This window comes from Methanogenium organophilum, from assembly GCF_026684035.1.
Classification (GTDB): domain Archaea; phylum Halobacteriota; class Methanomicrobia; order Methanomicrobiales; family Methanomicrobiaceae; genus Methanogenium; species Methanogenium organophilum.
The window spans coordinates 650336-668885 of the sequence record NZ_CP113361.1; the positions used below are offsets into that span (position 1 = coordinate 650336).

The window sequence follows — 18550 nt, forward strand, 5'->3', positions numbered from 1 at the left end:
TTATCCACTCCGGGAGCGAAATCCCTGCACAATTGTCTGTTCGCAGAGGGCCTCTGTGAGAACAAGAGCCAGCATACTCTCTGCAACTACCCCTATCCGCGGCACAATACAGGAGTCATGCCGACCCTCAACGGTGACCATCGTATCTTTCAGATCCATCGTGACGGTCTGCTGCGGTTGCGCGATAGACGGGGTCGGTTTCACCGCGATCCTCACAACAATGGGAGCGCCGGTCGAGATACCGCCAAGAATGCCGCCGGCGTTGTTGGATACATATCCGGCAGAGGTGATAGGGTCATTATGCTCAGAACCCCGCATCCGTGCTGCGGCAAACCCGGAGCCAATCTCCACACCTTTCACCGCACCGATGGAGAACATCGCATGACCCAACTCCGCATCCAGTTTCCCGGCCGCAGGAGCCCCAAGCCCAGGAGGACAACCGGTGGCAGTCACTTCCAGAATGCCGCCAACCGAATCGTGCTCCCCTTTCGCACGAAGGATGACCTCTGCAAAACGGTCCGGGTCCGTCTCCCCGCCAACCTCACAGACTCTGCTATCAATGGTGATCCCGCGGGTGGCAAGCACCTGCATTGCAAGAGCTCCGGCCATCACCCGTGAGACCGTCTCACGACCGGAACTTCTGCCGCCACCCCGGTGGTCCCGGTAGCCATACTTCTGGTGATAGGCAAGGTCGGCATGACCCGGCCGGGCAGTATCACGAAGAGTGTCATATGCACTGCTCTGCGCGTCACGATTGCGCACGATCATCGCAACAGGCATACCGGTTGTCTCCCCCTGGAAGATACCCGAGAGGATCTCCACCTCATCCGCTTCATCACGTGGTGTGGAGAGCGGGCTCTTACCGGGCCGTCGTCGTTCCATCAGGGGTTTCAGGTGTTCTGTACCAAAGGGCACCTCCGGCGGGCAGCCGTCAACAACCACACCCAGTGCCGGCCCGTGACTCTCACCAAACATCGTGCAACGAAAATATCGTCCAAAGGTATTCATTCCAGTATCTCCCGTATTAATGCAGCTTCAGCAGCAACGCCGGTGAAAAGGCGCATCTGTTCCTGCGCCTGGTGCACAAACATTTCCGTGCCCCGGATACACCGGCAGCCTGCGTGCCGTGCATTCCGGAGAAGTTCTGTCTCAGGCGGGGTGTAGACCAGGTCAAAGACTGTCTGGTGCGCCCGGAGGGCATTAGCCTCAAGAACCGTCCCTTCACGTCCCTCCATCCCCACCGGGGTTGCGTTCACAATCACATCTGTTTCCTCCGGATCATATGCATCCGGGGTCCCGTATTCACATCCAAAGTGGTTGGCAATCCTTTGGGCCCGTTCCGGGGTCCGGTTCAGCACCGTGACGTCCATCCCGAGGTCCTGCAGGGCATATACTGCCGCACGGGCCGCCCCGCCGGCCCCGAATACCACCGCATGACCGGCCATAACGCCTGCAAGCGGCTGCCGGATACCCACCCAGTCGGTATTTGCACCGACAACCCGGTCGCCGCACCGGACCACCGTGTTCACTGCACCAATCGAATGAGCATCTGCGGTGATCTCATCACAGTATTGCATCACATCCGACTTGAACGGAATGGTCACAGAGAGGCCCTTCAGCCCCGCCGACCGCACCGCAGTCATGATATCATCCAGCACCGGCCATTCAATACGGGTATAGACACCGTCCACCCCGCAGGCGGCGAAGAGGGCGGTAAAGAGTTCCGGGCTCCTGCTGTGCAGGCAGGGATTTCCGATGACTGCATAGAGACCATGGAGGGGCATGCCTGCTGTACCGCAGAGGCGTTCCTCCACGGTCCGCCATTCACGTCTCTCCATCCGGGTCTGCTCCAGAAACGCAACAAACTCCCTGCAGAATGCAGGCGACTGCCGTTCCTCCATGAATTCCGTAATCTGGCGAACAACCATCTCCGGCGGGATATTCCCGGTATTAAAGCAGAGATCTGCTGCTCCCCGGTAGAGGGGCAGTCGAACCGTTCGTACTGTAGCTGTCTCCTCGGCATGGGAAAGCCCCGTTAACGGGGGGCGGGTGCCCCCTGCTGTTCGCGCCGCAAGGACAGACGAATCCGCATCGAGAAACACTGTCAGACTGCCTGCACGGAGTGCCTGCACATTACTGCTTCTGAGGACAGCACCCCCGCCCGTTGCAACCACCACACCGTCCGGCGGCAGTGACCGGATAGCAGCAGTTTCGGCGTCACGAAATGCAGGTTCGCCCCGTTGTGTGAAGATGTCAGGGATAGAGATGCCTTCTGTCTCCTCCACGACACCATCGGTGTCCAGAAACCGCCAGCCCATCCTATCAGCAAGAAGAGCACCAATGGTTGTCTTCCCGCTGCCACGCGGACCGATGAGAACGATTCTCATATCATCCCTCCTTCGCGGAGTGCATCCCAGAAACCAGGATACGATTTATGAACGCATCCGGGATTCATAATGCCCACATCGCCCCGTTTCAGGGCAACCACGGCAGCGCTCATCGCCGTCCGGTGGTCGTCCTCCGGATCAATGATGCCGCCGCCCGGCAGTTTTCCGGGGATAATCGTAACCGTATCATCCGTCAGTTTCGTCTCCGCCCCGCCAAGGGCTGCAATCCGGACCACCGCATCAAGACGATTACTCTCCTTTATTTTCAGGTTCCGTACACCCGTGATCGTGGTCGGCCCACGGGCAAAGGGTGCGACTGCGGCAAGTGTCAGAACAACATCCGGTGCGTCTCCCATAGCTACGGCAATGCCTTTCAGGTCGCCGTCTGATGCAACTGTAACAGAATTTGTACCTTCTGTCACCCGGCAGCCCATCTCTGAAAGCAGACGGAGAAAGACCCTGTCTCCCTGACAGGACGCAGGGTTCAGATGGGTGACCTCCACGGTTCCCGTACATACCGCAGCAATGGCAAAGAAGTATGAGGCAGAGGAGTAGTCTCCTTCCACGGTGTAATCTGCCGGTGAATACCCTTCCGGAGAGACAGTAAAGCGCCGGTACCCGTCCCTCTTCACGGGGACACCAAAAGCGGCCATCACATCAGCAGTAATGTCGAGATACGTGCGTGACGCCGGCTCGCCGGGGGTGGTAATCACCGTGTCCTCTGTACCGCAGGGCGCTGCCATCAGCGCAGACGAGAGAAACTGGCTACTTGCAGAGGCATCAATCTCCAGATGCCCTCCCCGGAATACCCCGTCCACGCAGACAGGGGGATAGCCGGCTTTCTTCAGATACCTAACCTCCCCTCCCACAGTGTTCAGTGCATCCACCAGGGGTGCAACCGGCCGCTCCTGCATCCGCGGGCTTCCGGTCAGGCATACCGGCCCGTCTGCAAGAAGCACCAGGGAGAGGAGTAAACGCATGGATGTCCCGGAATTGTGGCAATCGATGGTGCATCCCGTCGGTGCGTGAAATGCCCCTCCGGTGCCTTCCACTACATAGTCACCGTCATCTGTGAGAGAAATCTCCGCACCAAGCTGTCGGAGGGCGGAGACTGTCACCCCGGCATCCTCTGCATGCAGTGGACGGGAGATGACAGACCTGCCGTCTGCACATGCGGCCGCAATGAGCGCGCGGTGGGTAAAACTTTTCGAGGGCGGTGCTGCAATACAACCATCAATCCCCGAAACGGCAGGCAGGTGCAGGCTCATACGCCTTCCCCCAGTCTGCCGTACCAGCCAAGGTCTTTGACGGATGCAATCCCTCCGACTGCCTCCAGCGCTTCCGTAAGTCCGGGGGCGATCTCCACATCGACAAAGAAGATGTAGTTCCCCATGCCCCGTTTGGACGGACGGGACTCAATACGGGTCAGGTTGAGACCCTGCCTGTCAAACACGCCCAGCAGCTCATACAGGAGGCCCGGACGGTCAGTGGCTGGATCAATGATCAGCGAACATTTGCCCGTCTCCGGCCGGGTTTGCGGGCGCCGCGTGGATATGCGCAGAAACCGCGTGGTATTGTTCCCTGTGTTCTGCACATCGCGCTCTCGCAGGGGCAACCCAGCCATACGGGCGGCGGCCTCGGTCGTAATAGCACCGCTACCGGGATGGGCGGCGGCCATTGCGGCGCTCGCGCTGTTGCTCTCCGTATGGATGACCGCCACCCCCAGCCGGTCAATGAATTTCAGACACTGGTCATGCGCCTGCGGATGAGCATAGAGGGTGGTGATCTCCGCTGCGGGCACGGTTGCGGCAAAATGGTGATGTATTGAGAGATATGCCTCACCAGTGATCACAACCGTGAATCGGGAGAGTCCGTCCATCACCGGCCCGACTGCACCGGCGTCACTGTTCTCCACCGGCACAACACCGTCACATCGGCCTTCTGTTACCGCCCGGAAGACATCCGTCACTGTAGGTAAGAGGAGAATGTCATCACTGTCCTCATCGCTAAGAAGGCGGGCCATCTCGTGGCTGAACGTGCCTTCCGGCCCCAGACAACAGAGACTCATTTCTCAACCAGCCCCTGTATCAGCCGGTTTGTTGTCTCCATGGACTCCGGGATGACTGGTGCAAAAAATGCAGAATTTTCCTGGAAGAATGCGGCAAACCCGTTCTGATCGCGGGTGTAGACAATCTCCTGCAGACGTGCTGCGGCACTGGAAAACGCCGTCACCACCTCCCGCACCTCAGGATTGTCCTGGAGGATAGGGCCGTAGAGATCTGCGTCCTGTCCCAGAATTCTCCCGATAATTGCGGTCTCGATCTGGTATATGGGACTCTGGTACCGGAGGAGTTCCGCCGGTGCGGCACCGACATTTCGCATCGTCTCCGCGACAACAAGCGTGGAGAAGTGCATCAGACCCTGGATGACCGCCATCATCCGGTCATGCTCTGCTGCGGTTGCAACCGTTACCCGGGCTCCCTGCCGGGAGAGAAGCCCCATGATCTCATCACCTGCGGCGGGCATACACCGGGCGGGCACTGCGATCACCGTCTGGCCCTCCAGTGACGAAACACCCGGCCCAAACATCGGGTGCAGACCCAATACCTGTGCGGGTGTCGCAAGCATGGCCTCCATCGCCCCCTGCTTTATTGAGGTGAGGTCACAGAGAATCTGGCCTCCGGAGAGAAACGGGGCAATATCATTGATGACTGCCACCGTATCACGGATAGGGACAGAGACCACAACAATGCGTGCCTGCTGTGCACAGTCACGTGCAGAAAGCGGCGTGGTGCGCCCGGAAACAATGACCCGGTAGCCTTCTTTTTCGAAGATATCACGGAAGAACTGCCCCATAGCACCTCTGCCACCGATGATGCCCACGGTATTGTCGTCAGGTTTCACGTATCGTCTCCGAAACAGCCACCCCGAAATGGCGTCCGCCCTCTTGCCGGTGGCCAAGAATGATGTCCCCGGGTTTCAGGGTAGCAACCGAGACTGCATCTCCGTCGGGACACACCAGACGGACCGTCTCTGCGTTCTGCAGCACAAGAGACGACTTCATTCCGTCCTGCTCAACCTCAACGAGAACCATGGGCCGCCGTTCGGTCTTCACCCTTCCGACCATCGCCACCGTGGTGGAGCCGTCCTCGCGGGCGACAAGCACCCGGTCACCGGCCACCACCTCTGAGAGATATTTGGTCTTTCCGTCCGCCATCATAACGTAGGCATGCACCGCTCCTGCGTTCACCCGGAATGGACGGGGTGCCACATAGGGATTCTCCAGTGTCTCCGCCTGCACCAGAAGAAAGGCTGACGAGGTATTGCCAATAAGCATCCCTTCTCCTTCATGGAGGAGGGAACAGGTATCAATACAGACACGGTCCCCCATAATGCCCGGAGAAATTGCCGTGACGGTGAACGGCACCAGATCATAGTGCGGGGTGATAACACGCACGCGGGCGGCTGTTGCGATGATCTCTGCAGGGTCGTCTGTTACAAGACATATACCGGCGGTCCCGCGTTCAAGTACGGTGAGCGCCATCTCCGCCTCGTCTGCATTTCGGACAACCGCAATGATACGGTCAGACTGTGAAACCAGATTTTCCAGCGGAATAACCGACCAGTCTGTTGTTGTGACAATCACCGGTGTCTTCTCTGCAAAACGGAGGGCATCTTCTTCACCCTCCTTCCCATCAATGCAGACCTCATGCACATCGGTTCCGAGGATCATATCACCGTCCGGTGCGATGACCGTCACCCTGCCAAGGGCATGGAACGGTGCTGCCTCGGCTGCCACCAGGGCATCTGCCCCCTGTTCAATTGCCGTTGTCGCACATTCCTTCCCACAGGAACGCACATCCACCCAGAAGGTCTTCATACATCTCCCCCAAGTGCATCCTCAGGCGTTGCGTTCTGGTGCACCACACGGGTGATAGCACGGATGAACGGTGCCGGGTTGTCACGCTGGAAGGCATTTCTTCCCATCGCGACCCCTGCTGCACCGGCACCCACCGCCTCACGGATCATCGCAAGGGACTCAATATCTCCACCCTTTTCACCGCCTGCGATCAGCACCGGTACTGCACAGGCACTGGTAATTGCGGCAAACGTCTCCGGATCACCAGTGTAACTGGTTTTAATGATATCGGCGCCCAGCTCTTCTGCCACCCGCACACAGAGCCCGATTGCCTCCGGATCTCTCGTGTCAACACCCTCCCCACGGGGGTAGATCATGATGAGAAGCGGCATACCCCATCGGGTACACTGCCGGGAGATGACACCCGCCTCCTCAATCATCTTTGATTCATTCGGAGCCCCCAGATTGATGTGAATGGAGACACAGTCTGCACCAAGGAAGATAGCCTCCTCCACCGAGCATACCGACACCTTATCATTCGGGTCCGGATTCAGCGACGTGCTCGCCGAGAGATGGACGATGAGACCGATATCAGGGCCTGTCTTCCGGTGCCCGTGGCGAACCATCCCCTTATGAAGGACAATCGCGTTCGCACCACCCTCACTCACCGCAGAGATGATCTCCGGCATATCGTGCAGCCCGTAGATCTGCCCGAGAGAGAACCCGTGGTCCATTGGGATGATGACTGATCGCCCGGTATTCCGGTTCATGATCCGCTCCAGACGGATGGCTTTTCCGATCATACACGGGTTCCTGCCCTGAGGATCTCTGCCGCTTCCTCTGCACTGCGGTGTTCATGCACGACCTGTGCCATTGCACGGACAAAGAGGTCAGGGTGCGGGTGCTGGAAGGCATTTCTGCCGATGGAAATACCTGCGGCGCCCCCTTCCATTGCGCCTTCTATCATCTGCAGGGTCGCAAGATCATCCCCGCGTGCACCACCTGCGACGACGACCGGGACGTGGCACCCGGCGGTGACCTCACGGAATGAATCCGGATCCCCGGTGTATGGAGTCTTTACGATATCAGCACCGAGTTCAGACGCCACCCTGGCCGCATGTTTCACTTCATCTTTTCCCTTCTCATTGAGTACATTTGGTCCTCGCGGGTACATCATCGCGAGAAGAGGCATGCCCCATTCCATACACTCAACTGCGATACGGCCCAGGTCTTCGAGCATCCGCGCCTCAGAGTCAGCACCGATATTGCAGTGAACCGACACCCCGTCCGCCCCCATCTTCAGGGCATTTGTGACCGTGTTCACGATCACCTTGTCGTTCGGGTCAGGGCCCATATCAGTGCTTGCAGAGAGATGGAGAATCAGACCGATGTCCGGGCCCCCTTTCCGGTGACCATGCAGGGCAAGACCAATGTGGCCAAGGACTGCATTGGCTCCCCCCTGTGCCACCAGGTTTATGCTTTCATCCAGATCGATGACACCTGCAATCGGCCCGCTCGATACCCCGTGGTCCATGGGAACGATTACTGTTGCGCCCGTGTCACGGTTCATAATTCTTTCCAGTCGGATTTGTTTTCCTCTCATGGTAAGTCACTCCCCGGCAGTTAATGCCAGACAGAATAAATGCACCTACCTCAGAGAATAAACGCAAACCGGTTAAAGATTGCGCTCACTTCGTAGTAGGGCCAAAAAAACTGATAATAACGATATGCGGAATGCTGAGCGCTTGTGCTGGGGTTAAGACCCATAACAGACACCAGACGATCTCCACACATTAGAAAAGTATTGGGTACATATCAGATATAAACATTTGTTCGGTTGCGAGGAGAATGTATACCGATATGTATTGTACCGGCATGTCCCGGTAAAGATGATAAGCAATAAAAACCTATTTTTTAAGTACAAATGCGCAGGATTGGATTACTGGGGTGCGGAAATGTTGGAGAAATCATCGCACACAAACATGAGGGGTTTATTATCGCAGCTCTCCATGACGCCGTATATACCAGAGCACAGGCCGTTGAGGACGCGTGCGGAGCCAGGGCATACGAGTCATTTGATGAGTTTCTTGCACAGGACATCGACATTGTGGTGGAAGCGGCATCGGTTTCTGCGGTGAAGACACACGCCGAAGCAATCCTTCTTGCGGGAAAAGATATGGTTATCCTCAGTGTGGGCGCCCTCACAGACAAACCATTCCGGGACCACCTGAAGGAGTGTGCAGTGTCGACCGGTGCACGGATATACATCCCGAGTGGTGCCATCACCGGCCTGGACAACCTCAAGGTCTGCCAGATTGCGAGAGTAAGTAAAGTGCTGCTGAGGACCACCAAAAATCCGCGTTCACTGGGCATTGAGGCAGACCATCCCATGCTCCTCTTTAAGGGGACCGCACGTGACTGTATCCGCCAGTATCCGAAGAATATCAATGTCGCGGTAGCAATCGAACTGGCCTCAGGGCATGAAACTGAGGTCGAACTGTGGGCAGACCCAAATACTGACCGCAATACCCATGAACTCATCGTAGAAGGTGAATTCGGAGATATAAATATCACGGTGAGCAACCGCCCCAGCCCGGAGAACCCGGCAACGAGTTATCTTGCCGCACTCTCCATCCTGACATTGTTGCGCAACCTCGATAACCCCATCCAGATAGGGACATAACCATGAATTCCGACCAGTTAAAACGGATAGAACAACTTAAAAAAGAAAAGAATGCGATTATCCTCGCCCATAACTACGAGCCTCCGGAGATTCAGGACGCCGCAGACATCATCGGGGACAGTCTCGAACTTGCTGTGAAAGCACAAAGTGTTACAGAGGACACTATCGTCCTCTGTGGTGTCCGGTTTATGGCAGAAACCGCTAAAGTGCTTAACCCGGAGAAGACCGTCATTCTCCCGGCAAAGGATGCCGGATGTCCCCTTGCAGACTTCCTCACCCCGGAGATGGTCCGGGAGGCACGCAGCGCTCACCCCGGTGCGGCAGTCGTCCTCTATGTCAACAGTGATACTGCAGCAAAGGCGGAGGCGGACATCGTCTGCACATCGGCAAATGCCGTTGAGGTTGTCCGCTCACTCAAAGAGAAAACCGTTCTTTTCGGTCCTGACTCAAACCTTGCAGACTATGTGGCATCGCAGCTGCCGGAGAAAACGATCATTCCCCTGCCACCGGAGGGACACTGCTATGTTCATGCAAAGTTCAGCTGCGATGATGTCATCGCAGCAGCTGAGATGGGCTGCACCACAATTTGCCACCCGGAATGTCCCCGTGAGGTCAGAAACGGGGCGGATGTGGTGGCATCGACCGGCGGCATGGTGAAGATGGCAGAGAATGCGGATTCATGGATGCTTCTCACGGAGAAAGGCATTGCTTACCGGCTTCAGAAACTCTTTCCCGAAAAGGAATTTCACGTCCGTGAAGATGCTGTCTGTGATGATATGAAGAAGATTTCGCTTGATATGCTGGAACAGGCACTCATCACCGGTGAGTATGCAGTAGAACTCCCCGCAGATCTGATGGAGCGGGCACGTGGCCCCATCGAAAGGATGATAGCACTCCAACGGAGATAAGGGGACTATGCAACTTCGCGAAGATCTCCTCCGCTACCTGAATGAAGATATCCCCTTCGGCGACGTTACCTCACGGGCTGTTATCCCGGACCGCAGGTGTGCGGCCTACATTACCGGAAAAGAGAACGCAATTATTTCAGGCCTCGCCGAGGCAGAAGCACTCTGTAATCACTGCGACATCACATTCACCAGGAAGGTTTCGGAAGGTGCAGAGATTCGGCCGGGTACCGTTATTGCAGAACTTGCAGGCACCGCAGCAGCAATCCTCATGGTGGAACGCACCATGCTCAACCTGATGAGCAGGATGAGCGGCATCGCAACGGCAACCCGCCGGGCAGTCAGAGCAGCAGAAGCGGCAAATCCTGCCGTCCGAATTGCAGGCACCCGCAAGACCGCACCCGGCCTGCGCCTTTGTGACAAAAAGGCACTCATCACCGGCGGCGCGGACCCGCATCGTATGAGCCTCTCTGACATGATCCTCATCAAGGACAACCATCTGGCACTTGTCCCCTTAGAAGATGCGGTAAAAAAGGCCCGTGCCTATAGCCGCTATGTCAATGTGGAAGTGGAAGTGGAGACCGCATCGGACGCACTCACTGCAGCACGGGCAGGGGCAGACATTATTCTCCTCGACAACATGCTTCCCCGTGACGTGCAGGAAACGCTTGACATCCTCACAGAAAATAATCTGCGGGAACAGGTGATCATCGAAGTCTCCGGCAATATCACACCTGACACCCTCGAGTCCTATGCCGTTTTGGGTATTGACACTATCAGCATGGGAAGACTCACCCATACGGTGAAAAACATCGATCTATCACTTGAAATTATGCCCGCAATGAACACCGTCAAAATATTCTGACAGGTTTCCAACATTTTTTTCCGGCAACGATTCCGCCCAAAGACGAATCGATATGCATACCTTCCGCACCAATATAGTATCACCGTAAAAACACCCCAGTGCAGATACCCCCTTGCGTTTTTTCCCGCAGAGTCCAAAGGAGAATTCTCATATGACCCGGAAATCGGACATTAACGTATCATAAACAATTTTTTCCCAGACGAAGCATGTCCACATTCAGTGACGACTGGTAAGGATTCTGACTGCACAATTCCAAGTGGATGCAGAGATAAAAAAAGCCAAAAAAAAGATATTGGGATTAGACCAGCTTGAAGAGCGGGTGGTCCTCTGTTGCGACGTCCACACCAAGCTCTTTTGCTGCTTCTGCAAGGACAATATCGGTGAATGCGATTGCGGTGGATGCACCTTCACAGTTCTCGATAGGTCCGTACATGATAAGGTCTGCACCAAGGGTTGCTGCCATGATGTTACATCCGATATCAGGTGCTGACCATGCAGCCTGCTTGATACCATCGAATCCACCGAAGTGGTGATGTCCCATCTGCTCAAGAAGAAGGTCCTTACCTTCATACTGGCTGAGAAGCACAGAGGGGTTCTTTGCAGTTCCTCTCCAGCGCTTGAGCCACGTCCAGGAGACAGTCATGTTGTGGTATGCACCACCGGTTGGGAGACCGTGGATTGCCTTGCATGCAAGAATCTCACGGAATGAACCGCCTGACCCGAGACCGAGCGGTGTTGCTGCGGTATCGAGGATAGGCCGGGTAATGCCACACTCTTCTGCGATTGAAAGCATGGACTTCTCCTGACCAGCGACGCCACCCTCTGCGAGGACAGCCTCACGGCCCTTTACACTTGCGTCACCAGGGTTGAATGCGAGCACAATAGCTGCGTCAACGTCACTGTTCTTGAGTGCCTCAATGTTCTCCGGGAGGATTGAACCATTGATAGAGTTGTAGATAGCACGGTCTGCCAGTCCAACCTCGGTCACATACTCACATGCGTGAGCAAGTGCAGGAGGCATGGACGAGTCCATGAGGAATGCCGTCTTGCTGTCAATGGAGTCAAACCATGAGAAGTAGCTCTCAAAAGCCTCTCCTGATTCAGAGATAATCTGGATGAAGTGTTTTACACCTGTCTGGTCAGAAAGTTCCTGACATCTGTTCCAGAGCGCCTCTGCACGATCCTTGTCAATTATGCCTTTCTCATCATCAATAACACACTCGTGCTTGTTATAGAAGATGGATGCACCGAGAACCCGTGGATATTCGCCGGGCTGCCCGCCTATCTTGGTACCGTTGAAATCGTGTACCGCCTGTTCTTTCTCGAATTTGAACATTTTTTCCCCCTCCTCAGATAAATCCGCCTAACTTGGGGAGTAATACCAGTAACATCATGAATACAATCAGACCAGCGACAAGGCCATAGAGAATGCCTATGTCACGGCCGACCTTACGGCCATAGCGCTGAGCAAGTTCTGCATCAGCAAACTCCAGTTTCTTCTCGATAGCGTTGAGTTTGGCCTCAATTTCGAGGAACTGTGGGTTCGCTGTGGCAGCCACTGCACCGCCTTCGGCACCGCCTTCACCTTCGCTGACATCGACGACCATCGCGTCACCCTCGAATGCACCGGGATCCTTCCCTGCACACTCGGTGATCTTTGCGGTGATAGCGCCCATGTCTTCCGATTCCATGATGTCGATAATCTCGACCTGCTGCTGGAACCGCTCGATTGCGGCTGCGTCAAGGTTCTCGATGAATGCGATTGCACCCTGTGAACCGACGATCTTACCGCCTTCGACACCATTTTCGTGCAGAGCTTTCAGTGACTGGGCCGAAAGGTGACCCTTCACTTCTGTTCCACAGAAGATGACGAAGCGGATGTTCGGATTCGAGATGGTGTTTGCAATCAGCTTCTCAAGTCCAAGGTTCTCTGTCTTACAGGAACCACAGATAGCAGCGCCTGCATCACAGATACCCTGTTCGTCAAGGTGAGACCCGAACGTACAGACAGCAACACAGCTCTCTGCACTGCCGGAGTGATAATCACCCTGGATGATTGGCCAGCCTGATGCCGGAGATTTCTTGTCTGCCATTTCACAGACCTCCTATCAGTAGTGCTGGTATCATCACAAGGACGATGGAAATGATCAGACCGAGTGCAAATCCCATGACACCGCTGGCACTTATTGCAGAATCAAGCTTGTTGGTACGCGCAAGAATCTGCCCTTTGTACGAGATATCAGACATCATGTCATCAATCGCTGCAGTACGAATTGTTGTGGGTTGTTTTTCATCTGTCACTTATCTCACCCCATCAGAAGGAAGCCCAAAAGGACAAACGATATGACCAGTCCGATCATTACTCCCTCGACTTTACCGGAATACACACCCGCTGCATAGCGGTTGCGGTATCCCATGTCTGTCACCATCATCTGGATAGCTTTCATCCGGGCATGGATCAGAGCAAGTTCGCCGGACATCTCTGCCTCGACGCCTTCGCCTTCGCCTCCGGCACCGCCATCTTCATCGCTGACTTCGACGACCATCGCGTCACCCTCAAATGCACCGGGATCCTTCCCTGCACACTCGGTGATCTTTGCGGTGATAGCGCCCATGTCTTCCGATTCCATGATGTTGATAATCTCAACCTGCTGCTGGAACCGCTCGATTGCGGCTGCGTCGAGGTTCTCGATGAATGCGATTGCACCCTGTGAACCGACGATCTTACCGCCTTCGACACCATTTTCGTGCAGAGCCTTCAGTGACTGGCCGGATAAGTGGCCTTTCACTTCTGTTCCACAGAAGATGACGAAGCGGATGTTCGGATTCGAGATGGTGTTTGCAATCAGCTTCTCAAGTCCAAGGTTCTCTGTCTTACAGGAACCACAGATAGCAGCGCCTGCGTCACAGATACCCTGTTCGTCAAGGTGAGACCCGAACGTACAGACTGCAACACAGCTATCTGCACTTCCGGAGTGATAATCGCCCTGGATAATTGGCCAGCCTGAGGCCGGTGATTTCTTATCTGCCATATCATATCACCTCATAAGAATCCAAACGCGATTATCCCCGCGATGAAAAGTCCAACGGCAAGACCGTACCACATTGCTGTGACACCACCTGCGTAAAGCAGGGACTGATCTCTTCCGGGGAACGAAGCAAGGAATTCTCCCTCTCCGGAAAGCATGTTGACGATGTCGTCTGCGACCTTGTCGAGTTTTTCGACACGCTCAACAACCGGGCCGAGAGATGCCCCTGCGGTAGTCACAAGACCGACCATGGGGTCAGCGACAAGACCATATTCAGGCAATACCTGGATATATCCCATTACTGTTCACCTCCGACTTCGCGGATAGGCTGTGCGTCAAGCCAGTCATATGCATCACGCTTCGAGAGCTTGATCAACTCACTGTAGGACCATCCCCAAAGGATGATTGAAATAGCAAATGAGATGACGACAGCTGGAATCGAGAGGAATGCAATTGACATAACAGCAACGCCAATCATGCTCAGAGCACCGCACTCAATTGCGCACATCTGTGTACGGTCCCATGATTCATTCGGACCGAGACATGCATTGAACGGGTGCTGGATTGCAATTGCACCAAGCATGAAGATTGTTGCGAGCACACATCCACCAATTACGGATGATGCATAGCTTGCAATTTCAACGCCAAAGACTGATGTTGCACCGGTGATGAGGTCTCCGAATGAGAACGTACCTGCAACCATTGCAGTGAACCCGAGCATTGTCAGTGAACCGACAACGGTGAGCTCTGCAATCATGCGGGTCATAACCGGGATGTTCATGTTGAGAACCTTATCTGAGATGAATCCGAGGATTGCTCCGAGGATTGCTGCAACAACAACACAGCCGATAGGCACGAGAAGCGGGCTGATACCTGCAAGTTTTGTTGCAAAGAGCATGGCAACAACACCGGAACCAAGCGCGATCATACCCGCGGATGGCACACCGGTACCAAGACCATAGCTGCAAAGGTTCTTAATTGAGTCAGTACCCCACCAGAGTACGATGATAGCCGCAAGCCCGCCAAAGAAGGCGAAGACTTCCGTTGACATCAGGGTGTTGAGGTAGACCAGATAGATACAGACCAGTGCGCCAACGACCCCAATGCCAAGCATGACATTGTGGTCCATTCCGCCTTCTGATGCTTCAATTTTTACTGACATTCTCTAACACCTCAGATTACCACCAGAAGAATAGCAACAAGACCGCAGGCTGCACATGCTGCAGACGATCCGATTACTGCACGGGGCCATCTCTTGAACTTCGGGTCGTGAGGACCTTCGATTGTACCGGTAATGTTGTACGCGGTAAGTACTGCTGCTACAAGGAACATTCCGACAGCAAAGATACCTGCAAGGGATACTGCAAGCGTGGTCATGCCCTCGGGGGTCATGCCAAGGAATGACGGAAGTGCCTCCTCGTAGACGGAGAGAAGCTCAAGATAAATGAGTGTTCCACCCATACCACCGAAAATACCACCAATTACACCACCAACGTAGGAGATGAACGGAAGTCCGTGACCCTCTGTTCCCTGAGACTTGTATGCAGGGAAGGTGTCACCGGTGATGGGGTCTTTGTCGATCTTACCGGATGCAGCGGGAATACCCATTGCATAGACGTAGACAACGTTCACCATCAGACAGGTAATTGCCATCAGGAGACCGCCACCCATTGCGCCTGCACCGAGTGCAACCCAGATACCCATCTCAGCTGCCCATGCACCTCCGAAGAGACCTGCAAGGCCACCACCGGCAGCGAGCATTGCAACACCGGTAGCGATACCGGGTGCCTGGCCCATTGCTGCTGGTGCACCACCAACCGGTACGAAGTGCACACCAAAGGAGATGAGCACGCCGCCGATGATGACGCCGATGAGGGGAATGAGTGCCGACGGATAGAGAGCATAGATGATGCCCACAGATACCAGTACGATAACGAGTGCGATCACTGATGCTGCGGGGTTAATACCCTCTCCACCAGCTGAACCGCCACCTAATGCGCTCATGCTGTTGCCTCCTCTTCTGCTGCTGTTTCTTCAGTATACGGGCCGTAGGTCTTACGTGCCCATGTCTCGACAAAGCGGTCGATGACCATGAAGATGATAATGATTACTGCACCGGCGATCACTGCTCCCCAGCCTGCTGCGAATGGCTCGAAGAGAATGGTACGCCATAACTCGAAGAACACAATAAGACCGAAACAGATACCGGATGCGGGACCTGCTCCCTTGGATGTGAACCATCCGTTGTCGAGTGAACTTCTCTGTCCTGCCTCTGCATACCGGACAATGTCACCAGATGCGGAGATAGGTAAACCTGCTCCGAAGTCGTACTTCTGGTACTGGCGTTCTTTTCCGTAGAACGGGTTACCAGTCGCCGACCCTGCTGCTCCCAGTGCAATTCCCCATACAATACCCATCAATGGCAGCGGGAACGGGTGTCCCAGAGCCTCGATGATGAGGAAACACATAGTAACAGTGGTGAAAATCGCCACGAATGCGTGGGCCATAGTCACGGATGTAACCGATTTCAATATATCGATATACACCGGCTGTTCGAATTTTGCGAGACTTGCTGTACGACCGAGATATGCAGTCGTTGCGTAAACGCCCTGCACAAAGACTGCGACCGCAGAACCAATGATGAGAGCAAGAATCGCATTGTACTGAATCGCCATCAACGCCCAGGCAATTCCAGCAGCTAATGCCACCCATAGACCGTACGCAGGGGGTTCACCGGATACTGCTTTATTGTAGATCCTGTGAATATACCCCATCTGCGGAGCCAGCTGAACCTGTGAGTTCGGGTCACCCTGTGATCCGATATCAGATTCAGTGTCCTCCGCAGCGCCAGCCACAGTGGCAAGAGCGCCGGCTAAAGCGCTGATACCGATGCCAAATAGTATTTCTTCCATTCAGGCATCCTCCTGTGTGTCAAAGCACCAGAGTAACACGTTACACAAACCCTTTTTGGTTCAATTAAACCTCGATAGGGATTTTATTAAAGGTTTCGAAAAAAAGAGAATCACGTTTTTACCATAGAAACGGAATGCTGGCTACGTTTCCAAACAATCAATGGAATACTTACATTAATGAAAAAAAAATTGGGTAGATCTTACCGTGCTGGTATGATCAGTGAACGCTCGCCTGCTGGCTTGAACTCGCGGATTGCACCCTTTGCGAATTCGCGGCGGGGCTCTGCAAAGTCGAAGGTCAGTGACGGATCTGCGAAACAGATCTTGATCAGCGGGTCGAAGCAGAATCCGTCGCCGCGTCCGTAGTGTGCACCACCGACGATAGCTGCGTATTCTCCCTGGTGACCGACATTCATGGCGTAGTTCGGGTAGTTTGGTCCACGAAGTTCGCCCATCAGACCGCGGTCAGGCTCCATGGAGAGGGAGTTTGCTGAACCACACTGGTCCTGAAGATCGTATCCGAAGAACCCGAGACGTGACCAGCCTTCCTTGTGCATGAGCATGGAAAGGTACCAGCCGTTCAGACCGGCGTTGGAGTTTCCGGTACCGATGGAACACGTCAGACCACAGGCTGCTGCCATAACACCAGCACGCTGTGAACCACCGAAGTGGTCTTCCATCATGGTTGGATACTGCTCGTACTGCTCCATTGCATTGAGGTTTACCTCGGTTGCAAGGTCGTTGACGACCTCCTGGGTCGGAGCGATGGTTGCTGCGGGGTCAGGACTGGAGTAGTCGAAGCCGTACTTGTCCTTCAGGTAGTCCATACCATAGTAGGTGTACTCATCGAGGATGTTGTCGGTGTATGCTGCGGTAGCGTACTGGGTGAAACCGACACCACCGGACATGTATGAACCAAGCCAGATCTGGTCGAAGAGCATGGTACCTGCACCGACAACCTCAAGGGAAGCACGGGCGGGGTCCTTCGGGTATTTCCGGTTTGCCTGAACAATATCGGAGAAGACACCGAACTTGATACCACCGGGCTCGTTTGGACCACGGGCACGACGTGCCGGAAGGATGGATGCCATCTGTGAGACACCGGCGTGCTTTGCGGCGAATGAAAGGTCAGCGACTGCTGCTTCACCCGCGCACATGCGGTATGCTGCGATGAAGGACATACCGATCTGCATAGCAGACCATCTGGAGGTAGTTCCACCATCACAGGTACGGGAGACAATGGTCGGAATGTGGATTGCCTGGTACATCGATTTGCCTACCTGTGCCTTCAGGGCCTCTGCCTGGTCGTCAGGGAAGAGCTTGTCGATGTTGATCAGGAACTGTGGCTCAATGTCGTCTGCCATGGCGTCGTCGCCGGTGAAGACCTTCACGTAACAGTCATCGACAAGGCCCGGGTGGGTCTCGACCATGTGTTCCTGAACCACTGCTGCACCGGGCATTGCGTGGTTGAGGATGTGGAGATATTCGTTGATGGTCTCAGGGGTAACTTCCTTGCCGAGACGCTTCTGGAGTGTGGCGTGTGCAAGGTCCATACCGACAACGACAGTACGGCGGATGTCATCCCACATCTGCTGCATGGCAGAGTTGTTGACAAAGTGCAGGTCGTCACCCTCTACGAAGATACCGCTCTGGGATACTTCGTAGGTCATGAGCTGTCTCTGACCCATGGGCAGTCCGCCAAGGTGGCAGTGCTCGGGGTCGTACATGGAGATTCCACGCTCCATCTCGATACCCTGTGCAGCCTTCATGAATTCGCGCTTACGCGGAGACTGGCGGATACCGTTGAAGTTGTAGAATGTGGTCTTTACGGACTCAGGATCCTGGCCCTGGAACTTCTCTTTGAGTGCGTCAAGGAAAAGCTTCTGTGATCTCTCAATTTTTGCCATTCA

Annotated in this window: 20 protein-coding genes; 3 read left to right on the forward strand and 17 right to left on the reverse strand. The window is 54.9% G+C overall.

Features of this window, described 5'->3' with window-relative positions; translation table 11 throughout:
- Genes OU421_RS03415 through OU421_RS03450 form a run of 8 tightly spaced genes read right to left on the reverse strand, consistent with a single transcriptional unit; the run spans position 1 to position 7849 of the window.
- Positions 1-1008, reverse strand: a complete 1008-nt coding sequence (locus tag OU421_RS03415; protein WP_268187208.1) for a chorismate synthase — start codon at positions 1006-1008, stop codon at positions 1-3.
- Positions 1005-2387 (reverse strand): shikimate dehydrogenase, encoded by a 1383-nt coding sequence (gene aroE, locus OU421_RS03420; RefSeq protein ID WP_268187209.1) that lies wholly within the window; start codon positions 2385-2387, stop codon positions 1005-1007. The genes OU421_RS03415 and aroE overlap by 4 nt, the downstream gene beginning before the upstream one ends.
- Positions 2384-3655, reverse strand: coding sequence for a 3-phosphoshikimate 1-carboxyvinyltransferase (aroA, locus tag OU421_RS03425; RefSeq protein WP_268187210.1), 1272 nt, complete (start codon positions 3653-3655; stop codon positions 2384-2386). The genes aroE and aroA overlap by 4 nt, the downstream gene beginning before the upstream one ends.
- Positions 3652-4455 carry a prephenate dehydratase gene (locus OU421_RS03430; RefSeq protein WP_268187211.1) on the reverse strand — a complete coding sequence of 268 codons (804 nt, stop codon included), beginning with the start codon at positions 4453-4455 and terminating at the stop codon, positions 3652-3654. The genes aroA and OU421_RS03430 overlap by 4 nt, the downstream gene beginning before the upstream one ends.
- A complete protein-coding gene (locus tag OU421_RS03435) occupies positions 4452-5291 on the reverse strand; it encodes a prephenate dehydrogenase/arogenate dehydrogenase family protein (protein WP_268187212.1) in 840 nt (279 codons plus the stop codon). The genes OU421_RS03430 and OU421_RS03435 overlap by 4 nt, the downstream gene beginning before the upstream one ends.
- Complete coding sequence (locus tag OU421_RS03440; RefSeq protein WP_268187213.1) at positions 5281-6267, reverse strand: 3-dehydroquinate synthase II; 987 nt, start codon at positions 6265-6267, stop codon at positions 5281-5283. The genes OU421_RS03435 and OU421_RS03440 overlap by 11 nt, the downstream gene beginning before the upstream one ends.
- Positions 6264-7049, reverse strand: a complete 786-nt coding sequence (locus OU421_RS03445) for a 2-amino-3,7-dideoxy-D-threo-hept-6-ulosonate synthase (RefSeq protein WP_268187214.1) — start codon at positions 7047-7049, stop codon at positions 6264-6266. Before OU421_RS03445 ends, OU421_RS03440 begins: the two co-directional genes overlap by 4 nt.
- A complete protein-coding gene (locus OU421_RS03450) occupies positions 7046-7849 on the reverse strand; it encodes a 2-amino-3,7-dideoxy-D-threo-hept-6-ulosonate synthase (protein WP_268187215.1) in 804 nt (267 codons plus the stop codon). Before OU421_RS03450 ends, OU421_RS03445 begins: the two co-directional genes overlap by 4 nt.
- A gap of 321 nt (positions 7850-8170) precedes the next feature.
- Between OU421_RS03450 and nadX the strand changes: the two genes are divergently transcribed.
- Genes nadX through nadC form a run of 3 tightly spaced genes read left to right on the forward strand, consistent with a single transcriptional unit; the run spans position 8171 to position 10699 of the window.
- Positions 8171-8929, forward strand: a complete 759-nt coding sequence (gene nadX, locus OU421_RS03455) for an aspartate dehydrogenase (RefSeq protein ID WP_268187216.1) — start codon at positions 8171-8173, stop codon at positions 8927-8929.
- 2 nt (positions 8930-8931) lie between these two features.
- Positions 8932-9837, forward strand: a complete 906-nt coding sequence (gene nadA, locus OU421_RS03460; RefSeq protein ID WP_268187217.1) for a quinolinate synthase NadA — start codon at positions 8932-8934, stop codon at positions 9835-9837.
- 7 nt (positions 9838-9844) lie between these two features.
- The gene (nadC, locus tag OU421_RS03465; RefSeq protein WP_268187218.1) at positions 9845-10699 is read left to right on the forward strand and encodes a carboxylating nicotinate-nucleotide diphosphorylase; all 855 of its coding nucleotides are present in this window, start codon (positions 9845-9847) and stop codon (positions 10697-10699) included.
- 298 nt (positions 10700-10997) lie between these two features.
- On the opposite strand, the gene mtrH is transcribed toward nadC, so the two are convergent.
- The 9 genes from mtrH to mcrA all read right to left on the reverse strand — a co-directional run bounded on the left by mtrH (position 10998) and on the right by mcrA (position 18547).
- Positions 10998-12035, reverse strand: a complete 1038-nt coding sequence (gene mtrH, locus OU421_RS03470) for a tetrahydromethanopterin S-methyltransferase subunit H (protein ID WP_268187219.1) — start codon at positions 12033-12035, stop codon at positions 10998-11000.
- 13 nt (positions 12036-12048) lie between these two features.
- Complete coding sequence (mtrA, locus tag OU421_RS03475) at positions 12049-12792, reverse strand: tetrahydromethanopterin S-methyltransferase subunit A (RefSeq protein WP_268187220.1); 744 nt, start codon at positions 12790-12792, stop codon at positions 12049-12051.
- A 1-nt stretch (position 12793) separates the two neighbouring features.
- Positions 12794-13000 carry a tetrahydromethanopterin S-methyltransferase subunit F gene (locus tag OU421_RS03480; RefSeq protein ID WP_268187221.1) on the reverse strand — a complete coding sequence of 69 codons (207 nt, stop codon included), beginning with the start codon at positions 12998-13000 and terminating at the stop codon, positions 12794-12796.
- A 5-nt stretch (positions 13001-13005) separates the two neighbouring features.
- Positions 13006-13731, reverse strand: a complete 726-nt coding sequence (gene mtrA, locus OU421_RS03485; protein WP_268187222.1) for a tetrahydromethanopterin S-methyltransferase subunit A — start codon at positions 13729-13731, stop codon at positions 13006-13008.
- Positions 13732-13742: 11 nt separating this feature from the next.
- Complete coding sequence (gene mtrB, locus OU421_RS03490; RefSeq protein WP_268187223.1) at positions 13743-14027, reverse strand: tetrahydromethanopterin S-methyltransferase subunit MtrB; 285 nt, start codon at positions 14025-14027, stop codon at positions 13743-13745.
- Entirely contained in the window at positions 14027-14890 is an 864-nt protein-coding gene (gene mtrC / locus OU421_RS03495; protein WP_268187224.1) for a tetrahydromethanopterin S-methyltransferase subunit MtrC, read from the reverse strand. Before mtrC ends, mtrB begins: the two co-directional genes overlap by 1 nt.
- An 11-nt stretch (positions 14891-14901) precedes the next feature.
- The gene (gene mtrD / locus OU421_RS03500) at positions 14902-15732 is read right to left on the reverse strand and encodes a tetrahydromethanopterin S-methyltransferase subunit D (protein WP_268187225.1); all 831 of its coding nucleotides are present in this window, start codon (positions 15730-15732) and stop codon (positions 14902-14904) included.
- Complete coding sequence (gene mtrE, locus OU421_RS03505) at positions 15729-16640, reverse strand: tetrahydromethanopterin S-methyltransferase subunit E (RefSeq protein ID WP_268187226.1); 912 nt, start codon at positions 16638-16640, stop codon at positions 15729-15731. The genes mtrD and mtrE overlap by 4 nt, the downstream gene beginning before the upstream one ends.
- Positions 16641-16840: 200 nt before the next feature.
- On the reverse strand, positions 16841-18547 hold the full coding sequence (mcrA, locus tag OU421_RS03510; RefSeq protein WP_268187227.1) for a coenzyme-B sulfoethylthiotransferase subunit alpha: 1707 nt from the start codon (positions 18545-18547) through the stop codon (positions 16841-16843).
- Positions 18548-18550: the final 3 nt, after the last annotated feature.

Coding starts and splice junctions, on each gene's coding strand:
- OU421_RS03430 (WP_268187211.1), bottom strand. CDS start 4,455: ATGAGTCTCTGTTGTCTGGGGCCGGAAGGCACGTTCAGCCACGAGATG.
- mtrA (WP_268187220.1), bottom strand. CDS start 12,792: ATGGCAGACAAGAAATCTCCGGCATCAGGCTGGCCAATCATCCAGGGT.
- mtrH (WP_268187219.1), bottom strand. CDS start 12,035: ATGTTCAAATTCGAGAAAGAACAGGCGGTACACGATTTCAACGGTACC.
- OU421_RS03440 (WP_268187213.1), bottom strand. CDS start 6,267: ATGAAGACCTTCTGGGTGGATGTGCGTTCCTGTGGGAAGGAATGTGCG.
- mcrA (WP_268187227.1), bottom strand. CDS start 18,547: ATGGCAAAAATTGAGAGATCACAGAAGCTTTTCCTTGACGCACTCAAA.
- nadX (WP_268187216.1), top strand. CDS start 8,171: ATGCGCAGGATTGGATTACTGGGGTGCGGAAATGTTGGAGAAATCATC.
- OU421_RS03450 (WP_268187215.1), bottom strand. CDS start 7,849: ATGAGAGGAAAACAAATCCGACTGGAAAGAATTATGAACCGTGACACG.
- mtrA (WP_268187222.1), bottom strand. CDS start 13,731: ATGGCAGATAAGAAATCACCGGCCTCAGGCTGGCCAATTATCCAGGGC.
- nadC (WP_268187218.1), top strand. CDS start 9,845: ATGCAACTTCGCGAAGATCTCCTCCGCTACCTGAATGAAGATATCCCC.
- mtrB (WP_268187223.1), bottom strand. CDS start 14,027: ATGGGATATATCCAGGTATTGCCTGAATATGGTCTTGTCGCTGACCCC.
- OU421_RS03415 (WP_268187208.1), bottom strand. CDS start 1,008: ATGAATACCTTTGGACGATATTTTCGTTGCACGATGTTTGGTGAGAGT.
- mtrE (WP_268187226.1), bottom strand. CDS start 16,640: ATGGAAGAAATACTATTTGGCATCGGTATCAGCGCTTTAGCCGGCGCT.
- aroA (WP_268187210.1), bottom strand. CDS start 3,655: ATGAGCCTGCACCTGCCTGCCGTTTCGGGGATTGATGGTTGTATTGCA.
- aroE (WP_268187209.1), bottom strand. CDS start 2,387: ATGAGAATCGTTCTCATCGGTCCGCGTGGCAGCGGGAAGACAACCATT.
- nadA (WP_268187217.1), top strand. CDS start 8,932: ATGAATTCCGACCAGTTAAAACGGATAGAACAACTTAAAAAAGAAAAG.
- mtrC (WP_268187224.1), bottom strand. CDS start 14,890: ATGTCAGTAAAAATTGAAGCATCAGAAGGCGGAATGGACCACAATGTC.
- mtrD (WP_268187225.1), bottom strand. CDS start 15,732: ATGAGCGCATTAGGTGGCGGTTCAGCTGGTGGAGAGGGTATTAACCCC.
- OU421_RS03445 (WP_268187214.1), bottom strand. CDS start 7,049: ATGATCGGAAAAGCCATCCGTCTGGAGCGGATCATGAACCGGAATACC.